This is a genomic window from Paraglaciecola aquimarina (assembly GCF_032464635.1).
Taxonomy (GTDB): Bacteria; Pseudomonadota; Gammaproteobacteria; order Enterobacterales; family Alteromonadaceae; genus Paraglaciecola; species Paraglaciecola aquimarina.
On the sequence record NZ_JAWDIO010000002.1, the window covers coordinates 3185133 to 3202287 of the forward strand.

At 40.4% G+C, this 17155-nt stretch carries 13 protein-coding genes and 3 pseudogenes; all 16 read left to right on the forward strand.

Features of this window, described 5'->3' with window-relative positions:
• Positions 1-63: 63 nt before the first annotated feature.
• The 16 genes and pseudogenes from RS130_RS15820 (at position 64) to nhaC (ending at position 17150) form a co-directional block, all read left to right on the forward strand.
• Complete coding sequence (locus RS130_RS15820) at positions 64-495, forward strand: hypothetical protein (RefSeq protein WP_316026723.1); 432 nt, start codon at positions 64-66, stop codon at positions 493-495.
• Positions 482-1207 carry a hypothetical protein gene (locus tag RS130_RS15825; protein ID WP_316026724.1) on the forward strand — a complete coding sequence of 242 codons (726 nt, stop codon included), beginning with the start codon at positions 482-484 and terminating at the stop codon, positions 1205-1207. Before RS130_RS15820 ends, RS130_RS15825 begins: the two co-directional genes overlap by 14 nt.
• Positions 1208-1236: 29 nt before the next feature.
• Complete coding sequence (locus tag RS130_RS15830; protein ID WP_316026725.1) at positions 1237-2694, forward strand: VolA/Pla-1 family phospholipase; 1458 nt, start codon at positions 1237-1239, stop codon at positions 2692-2694.
• Between the two features lie 108 nt (positions 2695-2802).
• Positions 2803-3837, forward strand: coding sequence for a protease SohB (gene sohB, locus RS130_RS15835; RefSeq protein WP_316026726.1), 1035 nt, complete (start codon positions 2803-2805; stop codon positions 3835-3837).
• Positions 3838-4273: 436 nt separating this feature from the next.
• Positions 4274-6853, forward strand: coding sequence for a TonB-dependent receptor plug domain-containing protein (locus tag RS130_RS15840; protein ID WP_316026727.1), 2580 nt, complete (start codon positions 4274-4276; stop codon positions 6851-6853).
• Positions 6854-7179: 326 nt separating this feature from the next.
• The gene (locus RS130_RS15845) at positions 7180-8058 is read left to right on the forward strand and encodes a 23S rRNA (adenine(2030)-N(6))-methyltransferase RlmJ (RefSeq protein ID WP_316026728.1); all 879 of its coding nucleotides are present in this window, start codon (positions 7180-7182) and stop codon (positions 8056-8058) included.
• Between the two features lie 36 nt (positions 8059-8094).
• Positions 8095-8958, forward strand: coding sequence for an acyl-CoA thioesterase domain-containing protein (locus RS130_RS15850; protein WP_316026729.1), 864 nt, complete (start codon positions 8095-8097; stop codon positions 8956-8958).
• A gap of 69 nt (positions 8959-9027) precedes the next feature.
• Complete coding sequence (locus RS130_RS15855) at positions 9028-9669, forward strand: GntR family transcriptional regulator (protein ID WP_316028083.1); 642 nt, start codon at positions 9028-9030, stop codon at positions 9667-9669.
• Positions 9666-9878, forward strand: a complete 213-nt coding sequence (locus RS130_RS23880) for a cysteine-rich CWC family protein (protein ID WP_428982791.1) — start codon at positions 9666-9668, stop codon at positions 9876-9878. Before RS130_RS15855 ends, RS130_RS23880 begins: the two co-directional genes overlap by 4 nt.
• An 85-nt stretch (positions 9879-9963) precedes the next feature.
• Positions 9964-10655 (forward strand): annotated as a pseudogene (locus tag RS130_RS15860) (SIMPL domain-containing protein).
• 103 nt (positions 10656-10758) lie between these two features.
• Entirely contained in the window at positions 10759-11238 is a 480-nt protein-coding gene (locus RS130_RS15865; RefSeq protein ID WP_316026730.1) for a GAF domain-containing protein, read from the forward strand.
• Positions 11239-11526, forward strand: coding sequence for a hypothetical protein (locus RS130_RS15870; RefSeq protein WP_316026731.1), 288 nt, complete (start codon positions 11239-11241; stop codon positions 11524-11526).
• A 20-nt stretch (positions 11527-11546) separates the two neighbouring features.
• Complete coding sequence (proQ, locus tag RS130_RS15875; protein ID WP_316026732.1) at positions 11547-12179, forward strand: RNA chaperone ProQ; 633 nt, start codon at positions 11547-11549, stop codon at positions 12177-12179.
• Positions 12180-12183: 4 nt separating this feature from the next.
• Positions 12184-14223 (forward strand): annotated as a pseudogene (gene prc / locus RS130_RS15880) (carboxy terminal-processing peptidase).
• 65 nt (positions 14224-14288) lie between these two features.
• The gene (locus RS130_RS15885) at positions 14289-15614 is read left to right on the forward strand and encodes a sodium-dependent transporter (RefSeq protein WP_316026733.1); all 1326 of its coding nucleotides are present in this window, start codon (positions 14289-14291) and stop codon (positions 15612-15614) included.
• A 42-nt stretch (positions 15615-15656) separates the two neighbouring features.
• Positions 15657-17150, forward strand: a pseudogene (gene nhaC / locus RS130_RS15890) (Na+/H+ antiporter NhaC).
• Positions 17151-17155 lie beyond the last annotated feature (5 nt).

A 17155-nucleotide genomic window follows, 5' to 3' on the forward strand; every position in this document is an offset into this window, starting at 1 on the left:
AATTGCACTGTTTGGGGTTGAAAATTACGCGTCAAAAATAAGTTACAGAAAAGGAAAAAATTGATGGAAAAAATTATATTGAGTGTTGCCATGATATTGACACTTCTATTATCCGCATGCGGTCAAACTGAGAGTCAAAAAAACAATCCTATCTATGTTGAAACACCTCCTAAGGAAATTGAGCAGCCTTTTATTCGAGTAGTATTTAATCCTATGTCTGGTGACATAAATATTCCAAATGACTTACTTATGATGCCTAGCACAGATCTGGCTTTGTTTGATTTTACGCTGAATACAGAAGGTCAAGCGACGTTTGATTCAAGTGATCCTCAGCATAGCCTAAGCGCCCTTGATGGGTGGTCAGCCCATACTCCAATAGAGCTAAGAGTTGAAGCAGGAATCGATATGGATATCGATCCAGCATCAATAAATGGTGATGCAATTAAACTATTTGAGGCTACACAAGCGTTACAAGGGACAAGTGCAGAGTGCTAAGGCCATAGCCACTACATTGCAAGCGCCGGGCGTTCCCTGTGAACTTGGTTCACCACTTATTTATGGTGTGGATTACATTTGCACCTACTTGGCGAATAGCCACACAATTAGAATCGTGCCGCTAAAAGTACTTAAATCCAGCCAAGGCTATATGTTGGTTGTCACTGAATCTCTAAAAGATACGCTCGGTAGGGCCATTAAGGGATCAGGTAGTTGGGAGTTGGTGCGGCAAAATATACTAAGTAATCGGCTGCAAATCCCCGAATTAGTGCCATTACAAAAAATAGTCAATTACATGGTAGCAGTGCTTGAACCTGTGGGTATTCAAAGAGATAAATTGTCATATGCGGCATATTTTTCTACCCAGTCAGCCGGCGATGTGTTGCAAACCATTAAACGGCAACAGATAGCGGCGTATGCAAAAAAATATACGCAAACGATGGCGCAGTTAGGAGATGCAAGCGCTGCGCTAGAAGAGGCAAGTCAGCTACTACCTAGTATTGAGATAGACAACTCATCTCAGCCACAAAGTGCCTTTGACGCGTTGTTTACTCAACTATTCTCACATGACTACCGAGCACAACTGGCTTCGGTAGGCTTAACTAATTGTAATGCATTAGTGACGGCCATAGCTGATGTAGACAATGCACAATATGATTTGGCGGTTGCTACATTTGCTATTGCTGGTCCTTACTGCTCAACATCCCTATAGTTAGTGGTAACGTCAGTCTGCCTTATTACTTGGATCCCAAACTACCAAAAACGGGGTGGTGGCAAGCAGCATGCACTAGTAGCGCAACCCTTAACGCATTAGGTCAGAATGTCGTTGCTCAATTAGTTGAGGAAAATCAAGTAGGTGTAAACAACACACTTTGCAAGCGACAAAGTAATGACCAATTAATGGATCTAAACCTAGCGAGCTTAGGCATAAACGATCCGAGAAATTTGACTAAATTCAATCCTATTCCTTTACGTAAAGGTCGCCAGCAAGACGAAGAAAATAGCCAGTATAACGAGGCGGGAACTGAGTCAGTAGAGGTACTATTTACCATACCAAATGAAGACAATATTGCCCTATTATCTGCCCATTCCAATGGCCAAATTGCGCCGGTAAAGAAGCCAAAGAACGGTTGGCCCGTGGTAATATTCTCCCATGGTATTACCGGTAATAGGAAAGATGTTCTAGCACTAAGCTCAACACTTTCTATGGCCGGCATTGCCAGTGTCGCTATTGATCATCCTCTGCATGGGGACCGAGGACTGACAGATATTGATGGAAAGTTAGTAAAGATAGATCTGGCCTCAGTAGGAGACTACTTGAATTTTTCAAGTTTATTAACTGCAAGAGATAACGCAAGACAAAGTAGCGCTGATATTTTGACGCTGAGATTAGCGTTAAATTCTATTATTGATGAGTCTAATTCTGTTGAGCTGGATACCTCTACAGTCCATTTTGCGGCTCATAGTCTAGGATCGATAACGGGAGCTGTGGCTGTTGCGATAGCTAATGATTCGATGACGGGCGAGTTAAGCGCTTTTGATCATTTATATGCATTTAGCAGTGCAACATTAAATGTACCAGCAAGTGGTGTTCCATCATATTTATTGGAATCACCTTACTTCGAGCCCCTAATAAAAGGTCCCATACTAGCCGAGACGTCTCGTTCGTTTCGAGCCTTTCTGGCACAATTTCCTACGGGAAAATCAATGGCTGCAACACCACCACTGCGCGCTGCTTATCTTCAATTTATGGCGTCAGTATCGCCAGAACAGTCTGCACTAATTGCAGCTCAATTCGATGCCTTTAGGTTTTCGTCACAAACCATATTAGATGCAGCCGACCCTATCTCCTATGCCGCATTACTAGGTAAGAATACGCATGTTTTATTGCAATTGACGGTAGGGGGAGGAGTAAACGATGACGGCAGCACTGCCTTATCAGACCAAGTTAATCCAGTGGCTACGTCATTGCCTTTAGTTGGAGGTCAAGCACTAGCTGATCTTATAGGCCTTGAAAAGGTATCATCCAGCCAAAGTACGGATGGCGTTGTGCGATTTATTAGCGGTGATCACTTTAGCCTATTTAGTCCAGAGGCTAGCGTTGCTGCCACTTCTGAAATGCAGAGTCAGGTTGCCTCTTTTATCCAACTCGAAGGTCAAGGTATACAAATTGGAAATTCATCGGTCATAGAAAACTAAAGGCTGTGCAGTGTTCGTTAAAAAAATCAAAGCCAATGCGTTTATGGCTTTGATTTTTCCGTTTTTGTCCCCATTGATTAAACAGTCGTAATTTTGGAGAAATACAAATTGGAATTTTTATATGAATATGGACTGTTTATTGCCAAAGCAATAACCATAGTGGTCGCAATATTATTAGTAGTGGGTGGGGTGATTAGCCTTGCAAGTAAACAAAAGCAAGGCAAAGGCAATTTAGAAATCACATCTATTTCAGACAGATTAGAAGACATTGCCAACCATGCGCGTCAACTGTTATTGAGTAAAGAGCAGTTAAAGCAATTTAATAAAGACAAAAAGAAGCAAGCAAAAGTTAAACACAAAGAAGCGAAGAGTAGTGAACAGAAACAGCCTAAGGCGCAGATTTTTGTCATTGATTTTAAAGGCTCTATGGATGCTCATGAAGTTGATAATTTACGAGAAGAAGTTACCGCTGTACTGAGTATTGCTAAACCAGAAGACGAGGTGTTAGTCCGTTTGGAAAGTGGTGGTGGTGTAGTGCATGGTTATGGTCTAGCGGCATCACAATTACAAAGGATAAGAGACAGAAACATAAAGCTCACCATAGCCGTAGATAAAGTGGCGGCTAGTGGCGGTTATATGATGGCATGTGTAGCTGACCAAGTGTTAGCCGCTAAATTTGCCATAATCGGTTCAATTGGTGTCATCGCACAATTGCCAAATTTCAATAAACTGTTAAAGAAAAGTAACATTGAGTTTGAACAACATACCGCTGGCGAGTTTAAGCGTACCTTAACGATGTTTGGTGAAAACAATGACTCGGGAAGAGAAAAGTTTCGTGAAGAGCTAGAAGATGTTCATCAAATGTTTAAAGGCTTTGTGGCAGAACATAGAACAGGGGTAAATATTGATAAAGTGGCAACTGGTGAGTACTGGTATGGTAGTAAAGCCAAAGAACTAGGCTTGGTCGACACTATTCAGACATCAGATGATTACTTGTTAAAACTTAATGAGACAAACAAAATATTCTCTGTGAAGTACAGCATTAAAAAGAACCTAGCAGAAAAGTTTGGCATCGCCGCAAGTGTCGCTCTCGAAACAGCTTTAGTGAAAGGCTGGAGTAAAACACAAACCTTATTTAAGTAACCTGAGCGCTGGATAAGAAGCATCGTCTAAGCTAAACATTCCACCCCAGCTAGACACAAAAAGAGCGTTATCGAGAGGGGCGGCTTATCTAGGTTTCAGATTAAGTAACATTGTGTTTAAAGAATAGTCGATTTGAAGTCACTCCCAATAGTTGTAAATAGCAATTACTGGGAGTTTTTTACTGTAAAAATACTCGTGAGCAATTAAATGCTCGTATTAGTGGCTACTTAACATTACGGAGTGGAATTTCATTCTTAATGACCTTATAGAGTCTAGATTAGCCTAAAGTTGTACATCAAAAACTATCCCCCTTCTTTAAGATACCGCTACATAAACTACAAAAGTCAATCGAGCATTAAGCTGCATTTGTTAGACATTAGCGCATGTAAATGTTCGTTTTGTTACTTTATAAATAAACACAAATGGGAAAAATCGTATGAATAAAACGTTAAACACACTTAGTAAGAGTGTAAAATATATTTTAGCCGCTTCAGTTACCACTGGCTCTGTCACTTCCTCCTTAGCAATCGCACAAGACTCTTCGCAAACAGATAATATTGAAAAAATCGCCGTTGTTGGCTCCCGTGCAGCGCCTCGCTCTGTTGCTGAATCACCTGTTCCTATTGATATAATTGGTGCAGACGAGCTTAGTAAAAACGGATCATCAGATATGTTGGACCAATTACAAGCAACTATTCCATCATTTAATGTTAGACAGCAGCCAATTTCCGACGCTGCGTCTTTTATTCGTCCAGTAAATCTAAGAGGGTTATCCTCAGACTCTACATTGATATTGTTAAACGGAAAACGTCGACACCGTGCTTCTGTTATCGCTTTCCAAGGCGGTGGGGTAAATGATGGTGCGCAAGGTCCCGATATTTCAGTTATCCCCAGTGTGGCATTAAAACAAGTAGAAGTACTACGAGATGGCGCCGCTGCACAATATGGTTCTGATGCAATTGCCGGGGTCATGAACTTTGTACTGAAAGACTCTGCTGATGGCGGTTCGGTTTCGGTCCGACACGGAGAATATTATGAAGGTGACGGTGATCAGCTAGTAGTAGACGGTAATGTCGGTTTGCCTTTTACTCGAGATGGCAGTGTTAACCTAAGCTTTCAATATAAAACAGCTGACGCTACCAGTAGAAGTGTGCAACGACCCGATGCTCAAGCTTTAGCTGATGCTGGTAATATGTCAATAAATTCTCCAGCGCAAACTTGGGGAAATCCTGAAATTGATGATGACCTGACTTTATTCGGTAATGTGAAATTAGATCTTGGAGACGATAAAGAGTTTTACATGTTTGGTAACTACTCAGATAGGGTAGCTACAGGTGGTTATTATTATCGAAATCCACAAAATCGTGGTGGTGTCTATACAGATGAAGATATGCTGCTTGTAGGAGCTATGGATGGTAACGCTGATGCTTGTCCAAATATTTTAATTACCTCTGATAACGTATTGTCTCAGCAAAACTATATCGACAATGTGCAAAACAATGATAATTGTTGGGCATTTAACGAGTTGTTTCCGGGTGGATACACCCCGCAATTTACTGGGGAGATAAATGATACGTCCTTAACTATGGGGACCAAAGGTGAAATTAAGGGTGGCGTGCTAGATGGCGCATTCTTTGATTTAAGTGGCTCTGTAGGCCGTAATAAGTCAACCTACACGCTAGTCGACACTGTTAACCCCTCGTTAGGTGCAAATCAACCAGATGATAACTCTTTTCAAGCAGGCTCATATATCCAGCTGGAGAAGGCTTTTAACGCCGATTTAACCAAAGGTGTAGACTTAGGTTTCTACGAGCCAGTCAACGTAGCAGCTGGTCTTGAATGGCGTCAAGAGAGTTTTGAAATTGTCTCTGGCGAACAAGCCTCTTGGCAACAAGGGCCACTCGCTACCCAAGGGTTTAGTGTCGGTTCACATGGTTTCGCAGGCTTTTCTCCAGAAGCTCAAGGCATTAGCAAACGTCAAAGCATAGCTGCGTATGTTGATGTAGAAGCTTATATCACTGAGGACCTATTGTTAGGGGCAGCATTACGATATGAAGACTTTTCATCATTTGGAAATACCACCAATTATAAGTTGACCGCTCAATACTCAATTACTGATGAACTTTCTCTAAGGGCTTCTCACAGCACCGGTTTTAGAGCGCCAACGGTAGGTCAAGCAAATGTAGTAAATACTCAAACCTCTTTAGTCAGCGGAGAGCTGGTGCAATCAGCGACTTTTCCGCCTACACACCCAGTTTCAACAATTAAAGGCGGACGAGAACTTAGCCCAGAAGAATCAGAGAGCTTTGCATTGGGTATGGTCTATCAGAATGGTGACTTTTTCATGACGATAGATGCTTATTCTATTGAAGTAAGCGACCGTATTGCACAAACAGACAAAATAGACATAGTGCAAGCAGATGTCGATGCACTGCAAGGGGTTTACCCAAGTCCAGAGTTATTGTTAGGTGGAAAAATCACTTTCTTTGCTAATGACTTTGATACCAAAACCCAAGGTATAGATGTAGTAGCAAACTACGGTATGAATCTGTTTGAAGGTACAACCAAATTTAGTTTGGCATACAACTACAATGCAACAGAGGTTGAAGATCCAGGTCAATTCACCTCAGGCTTTAAAGTACGTCGCCTAGAAGAAGGGATCCCTGAGCATAGAGCAACATTCACTATGAACCAAAGTTGGGATTATGTGAGTATGTTTGTTCGCGCTAATTACTTTGGCGAATGGTTCGCAACCCATGCGGACGAGCCAGATGAGTTTAGTTCTTACGGCTGGTCAGAAACTGCCGGTTCGTCTATGACGATAGACGCTGAAGTGAGTTACTTTGTAAATGATAATATCACCTTGTCTATTGGCGCGAACAATATCTTAGATCGCGAAGCACAAAAACTTCAACAAGGTGGCGCTTATGGTGTGGTGAGTGGTAAGTACTATGAAAGTGGGCCATTCGACTACAATGGTGGATTTTATTACGTTAAAGCAAGTTATACATTTTAAAGTCTAATTAATCTTTGATAATGCATATAAACCTCGTCTTATGACGAGGTTTTTTTTGCAAAATAATTAGGGTAAATAAAACACCATTGCTTTGTGCAAAATACCGCAGGCTCGTTTAAAGTGCATAGTTTTTTAGTGGAATTGGCATAACAATGATAGATCGGCAGTACGCCCATTTTCATTTCTATTCTTCTCAGTTAATTTAGTTTAAAATTAGGCTGGTATTACCAGATGGCACACAACTATGTGAGTTATTATCGTACATTTTCAATTAAGAAAGGTTATTTGCTTGTCTATATGAGTAAATAAATAACGGGAGAGTTAAGTTGTTTAGCTATCGTCATAGTTTTCATGCGGGCAATCATGGAGATGTGTTGAAACATTTATGCCAACTAATCATTTTAAGTAAATTAAAAGAAAAAGATAAACCCTTTACCTATTTCGACACCCATAGTGGAGCAGGGGTGTACCATCTCGACTCTACAGAGTCATTGAAAACCAGAGAGTTTCAAAGTGGCATTGCTAAACTGACTGACGTCAGTACTAACAATGAATTATTAGCGCAGTATCTTAAAATGGTGATGGGTTATAGCAAATTTAATCAGTACCCCGGCTCTCCAGAAATTGCCCATAATCTGCTAAGAGCGCAAGACGATATAGTGCTAATGGAGTGGCATAACAACGAGTATGAAAATTTAAAAAGTAATATTAATGGTCGCAATATTTCGATTCATCATAGAGATGGATTTGAAGGCTTGTTGGCTATGACTCCCCCAAAAATGAAACGGGGTATGGTGTTAATCGATCCCCCTTATGAGTTGGCCACAGAGTACAAACAAGTCGTGGAAACAGTGGTTAAAGCATACAAAAAGTGGAGTACGGGGATTTACGCAATTTGGTATCCACTTATAAAAGACCGAAAAGAAAATGCTGAACAGTTTACTTCAGCCAGCAGTAAACAAGGCCAGAGTCAGGCTATGCTACAGGCGTTAAGTCGTCAGGACTTCAAAAATTTATTACAAGTAGAGTTACGCGTTACCAGTGAAGAGCAAGCTGAAGGGATGTACGGCTCTGGCTTGTTAATTATTAATGCGCCGTGGCAATTAGATACGCAATTGGCATCCGCTCTTAAAGAAATGGCGCCTCAACTTGCATCTGATGCAAAAGGGTCGTTTGCGATTAATTGGTTAATTGAAGAAAAATAAAAAGTTAAATCTTAGGCAGGAGTAATTGTTAAGGTTATGTCAGATATAAAATTGGTCAATCTATTAACGTTAGAAAAACGGCAAGAAAACATCTTTACCGGCCAAAGTTGGGATTTAGGATTTCGCGCTTTATTTGGCGGACAAGTACTCGGCCAAGCATTAGCCGCTGCTCGTTTGACCGTTGATGAGGATAGAGTTGCCCATTCTTTTCATAGTTATTTTTTACTGCCTGGTGATGCTAATCAAGACGTTAGTTTTGACGTTGAGAAGGTTAGGGATGGTAAAAGTTTTTCTGCGCGAAGAGTAAAAGCGATACAAAACGGAAAAACACTATTTTATATGACTGGCTCTTTTCAAAAGGCTGAGCAAGGTTTACAGCATCAGCTTGGACAAATGCCGGATGTGCCGTCTGCAGACTCGTTAACATCAGACATAAGTTACTTTGAAAAGATAAAAGAAGAACTGCCTAAACGCCTGCAAAAGGCCATTGCTTATCACAAGCCTATTGATACAAGAACAGTACAAGCTATTGATCCGGTTCACCCTGACAAGCAAACAGCCAAACGTTATATCTGGATGAAGTCACAAGAACAGTTAGGCGGCAACCTAAGTTTGAATCAAGAAATGCTTGCCTACGCTTCAGATTACCATTTTCTCGCCACATGCTTACAACCCCACGGTATTTCGGTACGAGATAAGAATTTACAAATTGCGACGATCGATCATTCAATGTGGTTTCATCACCCATTTAATTTTGATGATTGGTTATTGTATTGTGTAGAAAGTCCATTTGCCGGTGGGGCACGGGGACTAGTAAGAGGCCAGTTTTTTAATACTGAAGGGACACTCGTTGCCTCTACCATGCAAGAAGGATTAATCCGCCTAAAAGACGAATCATGAGTAACCTTATAATTTTGACAATAGATAAACGACTGAATTGAGAGGAACGCCATTAATCATTCATTAATTATTACCCGGGCGGATTCTGTTTTTAGTGATTTACGACACAGAATTGTTGAAGGACAGATCCCTATTAACAGCAAGTTGAGTGAACCTGAACTGGCTAAATATTATCAAATCAGTCGCACTACCTTGCGTGATGCACTGTCTAGAGTAGAAAACTGTGGCTTACTCCAATACAAAGCCAATATTGGTTATTCAGTTGTTACCCTTAGCAAAGAAAAACTAATGGGAATATTTCAGGTACGAGAATCACTTGAAAGCTTAGCTTGTCGTTTAGCGACGGCTCAATTGAATCTGACAGATATAAAACAACTAAAAATGCAATTGCAAAAAAAGCATATAGAAAATGCACAGCCTATTGCCAGGGCCAAGCATAGCGTCATAGATGATTATTTCTATTTGCATTATCAGGTGGTTAAAGCAAGCCAGAATGCTTTGTTAGTTAAACTTCTAAATGAACAGCAATTTTACTTGATTAAACTTTATATGACCACGTTTAGGCCAGGGTACACGCGCTCATCAACTGATTACCAAGAGTATTTAACTATTTTGCAGGCAATGGAAAATAGGGACAGTGAACTCGCTGAGCTATTAATGCGCCGCCATATTTCGGCCTCATGTCAGTACATTCAAAGTGCTATGCCATGACGGAGCACAGTATATGCCCCTTTTGTCAAAATCAAAACGCCTGTAATGTTGCCAGCCGCGAAGGCTGTTGGTGTTTTGATATTAAGGTTGCAAAAAGTATGCTCGACTTAGTACCTGATAAAAAGCTAAACAAATCTTGTATTTGCAAAGAGTGTATTCAGTTATTTAAGTACAACCCAACAGAATTTTTATCCCGCTTTGTGAATTGATGGCAAGTAACGAGTTACAATTTGTTAAGGGCGGGTTCAGCTAAATCGAATATGATTTTGATTCAATTTTTTTAAGGATGTAAATATGCGATTAATTACTTTCGGGGTTCTCTGCTCATTTTTGTTTAGTGCTGGTGTCTATGCGGGTCAAAATTCAGATGTGCGAAATATTTCTGTTACTGGGGTCGGCGATGTCATCAGTACGCCAAATCTTTTTAGTTTTTCTGTACACATTGAAGAAAAAGGGCAGCAAGCCAGTGAACTAAATAAAACTATCAATCAAAAAACATCTAATGTGGTGAATACCTTAATTAAATTAGGCGTGGATAAAAAAGCGATTCAATCCCTTCAAGTGCGGTTTAACCCTTGGTTTGAGTACGAAAATAAAAAAACGTACAAAAGGGCTTTAGTTTAAGCCGTCAAATCAGTATTACTTTAGATGACTTGGGCCTGTATGACCAAGCAATAGACTCGTTATTGCGTATCGGCATTACCCGTATTGACAATTTTACCTTTAGTGACAGGAATGAGGTTGAGAATTATGAAAAAGCACTGGAGCAGTCTTTGCTCAATGCTAGAGTCAGGGCTACAAAAATGGCCGAAGCCCTAGGCTTGAAAATTGCTAATGTTATATCCATATCAGAACAAAGCAGCGGTAGATCTGCTCCTATGGAAATGGATTCAATTAGACTACGCGGAGTAAAGGCATCGAGTTACCAACCTGATGAAATGTCAACACAGGCTAGAGTACACGTGGTTTTTTCTTTAATTGACTAAATATTAAGCGTGCAACTGAATGCGTAAAAGGATGTAATTTAACACCACTAAATATCCGATTACGCTTTGTTACAGCTAGACTTACCTTAAATAATGAGATGTTATGACAAATACAAAAATACAGCACTATCAAGAACTGGCCGATCAAGTACAAGCACTAATTGCCGGTGAAAGTAATATGATTGCCAATATGGCTAATATTAGTGCGGTGTTATATTGGGGCTTGAAAAATGTCAATTGGGCCGGGTTTTATGTCCTACAAGAGCAACAATTGGTTCTAGGGCCATTTCAAGGTAAACCCGCTTGTATTCGGATCCCTCTGGGAAAAGGTGTGTGTGGCACAGCGGCCGCTGACAGCCAAGTGCAAATGATTGATGATGTTCATCAGTTTGCAGGACATATTGCCTGTGATGCGCAGTCAAACGCCGAAATTGTATTACCTGTATACCAATCAGGGAAAGTCATCGCAGTACTGGATATAGACAGCACTGTGATTGCTAGATTTGATGAAGATGACAAACAAGGATTACAGAAAATAGTGGATATATTTCAACAATCCCTACAATTGGGAGTAAAAAATTAAGTGAAACATTTTGTCGATATTCATGTCGCATTAGCGACTGTTGAGGATATGGATTTTTGGGATGATAGAGCAGAAGAAGCCTGTGATCGTCTCAATATCATTTTGCATATGCTCTATGATCAGGCAGATGAAGACATAAATGCCACTAATTTAGAGAACATGATCCAATATATTTGGGAAAATTGGCGAGAAGATAGCCATTTACTCGATATAGATGAAGATGATTTGTACGACTGGGTTGACCAACTTCTAGCAACTTGGGATGATGAGCACCAAGAACCTCGTTAACAATGTAACTAGAAGAATTAATGGACAATCCAAAGAAGTTTTCAAACAGTAAAGAAGTGATCAGTTTTTTAGTAGAGAGCTTTCCAGCTTGCTTTAGTAGCAAAGGGGACGCAAAACCACTTAAAATTGGTATTTTCCAAGATTTGGCTGAACGTTTAGAAAATGAGGAACGTGTTAGTAAAACACTATTACGCTCTTCATTAAGACACTACACCAACAGTTGGCGATATTTGCACAGTATTAAAACTGGCGCAGAGCGTGTTGACTTAGACGGTAATAGTGTGGCAGTCATTGAAGAAGAGCATGTTGAGCATGCCAAGAAACAGCTAGATGAAAGCAAGGCTAAAGTTGCAGAAAAACGCAAAGAACAAGCCGATGCCAATAAAAAGGCTAAACCAAAAGATATACCCAAGTTCAAAACCAGCAAAAAACCAGTTAAAAAAGAACAACCTAAAGTAAAACTACCGCCAGCGGAAAAGTTGACTGATGAGCACATGAAAGCGGGTACAGCGGTAACGGTTAAAGTTGGCAAAACACCTATGCCAGCCACCATTACCGATATCACAAAAGATGGTGTGCAAGTGCAACTCGATAGTGGAATGGTAGTCAAAGTCAAATTAGAGAACTTAAGGTTAGCTCGTTCAAAAAGGTAAATATATGATTAGATCGATTCGCACATCCGTGGTTTCAGCTTTACTTATAGCAAGTACAAGCTCGATCGCAATAGAAACTAGTAGTAGTGAAGCGTTACCTGTTCTTAAACAGGAATCGCAACATGTCGCTGCAGCCAAAAGGATTTCGTCACAGTTTTTGCGCTCTCATTATAAGCAAATCGATCTAAACGATGAATTATCAGAAAAAATATTTCATCGGTTCATTCGTTCGTTAGATTTTAATCGAAATATATTTACGGCTGACGATATTGCGAGCTTCGCGAAGTTTGAAGATAAATTTGACGATGCAATTGAGCGCGGAAACCTATCAATTGCGTATGATATTTACTCAAAAGTTTGCAAAAAAGAGAAGAGCGTTATGAATATGCTCTGTCACTTTTAGAAAAAGAATTTAACTTTGAAATTCCTAATGACAAATTTATCTACGATAGAGAAGAAGCAGACTGGGCCAAAGATACTGCAGAACTAGATGAACTTTGGCGTCAACGAGTGAAATATGACGCACTCAACCTAAAATTGGCAGGCAAAGACTGGGCAAAAATACAAGAGTTGCTAACCAAGCGATACAAACGTGGCATTAAGCGTTTAACTCAAACTTCAAGCGAAGACGTGTTTCAAACAGTGATGCATTCTTTTGCAAGAAGTATTGAAGCCCATACCAGTTATTTGTCACCTAGAAATGCTGAACGTTTTAAGATGGAGATGAACCTATCTTTTGAAGGTATCGGCGCTGTTTTACTAAGTGAAGATGATTACACTGTTATACGAAGTGTTGTGCTTAGGCGGGCCAGCGGAATTATCTGGCAAAATCAAACCCAAAGACAAGATTGTGGGTGTCGCACAAGATGATGATGAATTTGTTGACATCATAGGTTGGCGGTTAGATGAAGTTGTGGAGTTGATAAAAGGGCCCAAAGGCAGCATTGTTAAATTACAAGTGGTGAAAGGCACATCAAATTCTACTGTACCCGAAGTGGTAACTATAACCCGCGACAAAATTAAATTAGAAGATAGGGCGGCGAAGTCTGAAGTGTACGCACCTAAGGATGGACCACATAAAGGCCATAATTTAGGCGTGATTACGATCCCTTCTTTCTACAATAACCTGCATGCAGATGTACAAAAAGAAATAAAAAGCCTACAACAGCAAAACATTGAAGGCTTAATTGTGGATTTACGAGGCAATGGTGGCGGCTCATTAACTGAGGCTACACTGTTATCTGGTTTATTTATTGATAGCGGTCCTGTCGTACAAATACGTGATGGTGCAGGGCGTATTCGTGTAGAAAAAGATGTAGACGGCAAAGTGTATTACAACGGCCCGTTAACGGTATTGGTCGATCGCTATAGTGCTTCTGCATCTGAGATATTTGCCGCGGCGATGCAAGATTATAATCGAGGATTGATTATTGGAGAGCAGACCTTTGGTAAAGGTACGGTCCAACAACATAGACCGTTAGGCAGAATTTATGATTTATACGAAAATCCTTTAGGTAGTGTGCAATTTACCATTGCCAAATTTTATCGTATCAATGGTGGCAGCACTCAACATAAAGGCGTGATCCCAGATATTTTATTTCCTTCTGTAATTGAGCATAGTGAATGGGGCGAAAGCCAGGAGGAAAATGCCTTACCTTGGGATAGTATCAAACGTGAAAACTATACGACTTTTGGTGATACCCAAGGCATAGTGAAAAGTCTAACAGCTTTACACAATGCCCGAAGCAAAAAAGAGTTTGATTATATTTATGAAGATATTGAACGCTATAATTTGAAGAAAGAAGATAAAACTATTTCCTTGGTTGAGTCTGAACGTTTAAAAGAGAAGAAAGAAAACGAAGAGCGTAATTTGACCCGAGTAAATCAAAGGTTAAGTAAATTAGGTTTACCTAAAGTTGACAATTTAGATGATATTCCAGAAGAGTTGGAAGACCTCGATCCATTCTTGGATGAAGCAGCAAACATTACCTACGATGTGCTGGCCGCTGGAAAATACGCAATTAATAGTAAGAATCATCAGTAACATATTAGGGGCTAGTGTCTAGCCCCTATCTACAACACAATAATAAAAATAATATAGGTCCACATATGAATAATCGTGGTGAGTTTTCCTCTCGTTTAGGTTTTGTGCTAGCGGCGGCTGGATCGGCAGTTGGCCTTGGAAATATTTGGGGGTTTCCAACTCAAGTTGCTAGTAATGGTGGCGCTGCGTTTGTCCTGGTTTATATAGTATTGGCTTTTATGTTGGCTTACCCGGTTTTGATGGCAGAGTTAATTATTGGACGTGCAACTCGCTCTAATATGGTTGATGCTTTAGGTAAAATATCTGGCAATGCCTTAGGTAAAGTAACCGGCGTATGGGGGTTTATAACCGTTTCTCTTATTTTGTCTTTCTATGCTTTAGTGGCTGGTTGGATGCTGTCTCACTTTTTCCAAACCATTACTGATTTGTTTGGCCAAGAAACGTGGTCAACATGGCTGGTTACGTCTTCTTTAACCAGAGACATTGTATTTTGCGGATTGTTTCTCTGTCTAACTGCGGCGATTGTCACAGGTGGTGTCGCTAAAGGCATTGAAAAATGGTCGGTAAGATTGATGCCGGCACTGTTCATAATTATCGGCTTACTGATTGTTTATGTTTCTACCCTAGAAGGAGCAAGCAAAGGCTGGAGCGCATACTTGCTGCCTGATTTTAGTTTAATTATGGATCCAGGCTTATTGATTAGCGCCATGGGCCAGGCTTTCTTTTCTATGTCTTTAGGGGTCGGCACCATGTTGGTTTATGGCTCTTACGTAAACAAAAAGGAGAATCTACCTACCTTAGGTGCTTCGGTTGCCTTGGTGGATATTGCTGTTGCAATTTTAGCCGGTATGTTGATTATTCCGGCAATGTATGTCGCGTTGCATAACGGGATCGAAATATTTAATGAGGCTGGTACCTTGATTGAAGGGCCAAACTTAATTTTTGCCGTTTTACCGTCATTGTTTCATAGCATGGGGCAAATAGGCGTATATGTGGCCTTTGTGTTTTTTGCCTTAATGATGATTGCTGCGTTGACATCGTCTATTTCAATGCTGGAAGTACCAGTCGCTTATGTCGTTGAAAACAAAGGATTAAGCCGAAAAAGTGCAGTGTGGGGCCTGACCTTAATAGTATTCATTAGCAGTTCAATTATTGCCTTTAATATGCAGAGCTTATTTGGATTAGTCATAGATTTAACGACTAAATACAGTCAGCCGTTGTTAGGCTTTATGCTATGTATTTATGCGGGCTGGGTATGGAAGCGAAATGAAATTTTAAAGGAAATTAAGCAAGGATATGAAAATGCTGAACAAGGCCTATTCTGGAAAGTATGGCCATGGTATGTCAAATTTGTTTGCCCGGTGATCATTTTACTTATGTTTATCTTATAAGTCGTCAATCAATCATTAAATCTAACAACAGGTCCCCACACTATGCACAATCCCAAACCAATAAAAGAAGCCTCTTTGTTAGACGCCATCATTCCAATCATTATTCTGATTGTGCTGTTGAGTGGTTCTGTTTATTTATTTGAAGATAATTCTTCATTTGGCCCTAATCAGATAGCACTACTTATTGCAATGGGGATAGCAGCCGTCGTTGGTATGAAGAATGGGTATAGTTGGGCAGTAATTGAAGAAGGTATTGTATTAGGCATCTCTCGTTCACTAGGGGCGATATTAATTTTATTAGCGGTGGGGTCTTTAATTGGTACTTGGATGTTGGCAGGCACTGTCCCTACGTTAATTTATTATGGTTTGGATTTACTTAACCCATCGATGTTTTATGCTGCAACTTGCCTAATCTGCGCCGTTGTGGCTATGAGTATAGGTAGTTCATGGACTACCGCGGCCACCGTAGGTGTTGCATTAATGGGCGTCGCAATAGGTATGGGTATGTCAGAGGCGGTAACCGCTGGCGCTGTGGTATCTGGTGCATACTTTGGTGACAAAGTTTCCCCTTATCAGAAACGACCAATCTTGCTCCCGCCATTGCTGGTACAAATCTATTTGAACATATTCAATACATGCTATGGACCACTATTCCCAGCATAGTGATCACACTTATTCTATTTGTCATGATTGGGGTTGATTCTTCGCCGGTAAATTCCCTCGAAAAAATTGATGAAATGCAAACACTGCTAGAGCAAGAGTTTAATTTAGGCATTCATATGTTAGTGCCTTTGGTTGTATTGCTCATATTAGCTATCAAAAAAGTACCCGCTTTTCCTTCGGTCGCAATTGGCGCGTTATTAGGAGCTATTTGGGCGGCTGTCTTTCAACCAGAGGTTATCATGAACATGGCAGGGGATGGCATAGGTACGATAAAAGCCTCAATAGTCGTGGTTTGGACTGCACTTTTTGACGGTGTATCTTTTGACACGCCAAGTGAGACATTAAATAGTTTGCTCAGCCGGGGGGATGTCAAGCATGTTAAATACCATTTGGTTAATCATGTGCGCCATGACTTTCGGTGCGGTACTTGAAAGAGTAGGACTACTCAAGCGAGTAGTCAAAGCGTTTTTGAAAGGCGCTAAATCTGCTGGAGATATGATCACCCGCACTATTTTAACTTGTGTGGGGACCAATATTATTACTGCTGATCAGTATATCTCAATTGTGATGCCTTACCGAATGTATAAAAATGAATTTGAAAAACGCGGCCTACATCAACTTAATTTGTCCCGTAGTTTAGAAGATGGTGGCACACTAACATCTCCGTTGATCCCTTGGAATACTTGTGGTGTCTACATGCATGGTGTTTTGGCGGTCAATCCACTTGACTATATCTTTTACACTTTCTTCAACTTGATTAATCCTATTTTGGCCATAATTTACGCTTACTTAGGGATTAAAATATTACGTATCCCAATTCCGAAACATTTATCCGAACAACAAAATTCTGCTGAAATATCCGTAAGTAAATAGTTTTT

Bases quoted from the DNA above. Each gene is read 5' to 3' on its own strand.
- RS130_RS23880 (WP_428982791.1), top strand. From the start codon at position 9,666: ATGACGGAGCACAGTATATGCCCCTTTTGTCAAAATCAAAACGCCTGT.
- RS130_RS15850 (WP_316026729.1), top strand. From the start codon at position 8,095: ATGTCAGATATAAAATTGGTCAATCTATTAACGTTAGAAAAACGGCAA.
- RS130_RS15840 (WP_316026727.1), top strand. From the start codon at position 4,274: ATGAATAAAACGTTAAACACACTTAGTAAGAGTGTAAAATATATTTTA.
- RS130_RS15865 (WP_316026730.1), top strand. From the start codon at position 10,759: ATGACAAATACAAAAATACAGCACTATCAAGAACTGGCCGATCAAGTA.
- RS130_RS15820 (WP_316026723.1), top strand. From the start codon at position 64: ATGGAAAAAATTATATTGAGTGTTGCCATGATATTGACACTTCTATTA.
- proQ (WP_316026732.1), top strand. From the start codon at position 11,547: ATGGACAATCCAAAGAAGTTTTCAAACAGTAAAGAAGTGATCAGTTTT.
- RS130_RS15885 (WP_316026733.1), top strand. From the start codon at position 14,289: ATGAATAATCGTGGTGAGTTTTCCTCTCGTTTAGGTTTTGTGCTAGCG.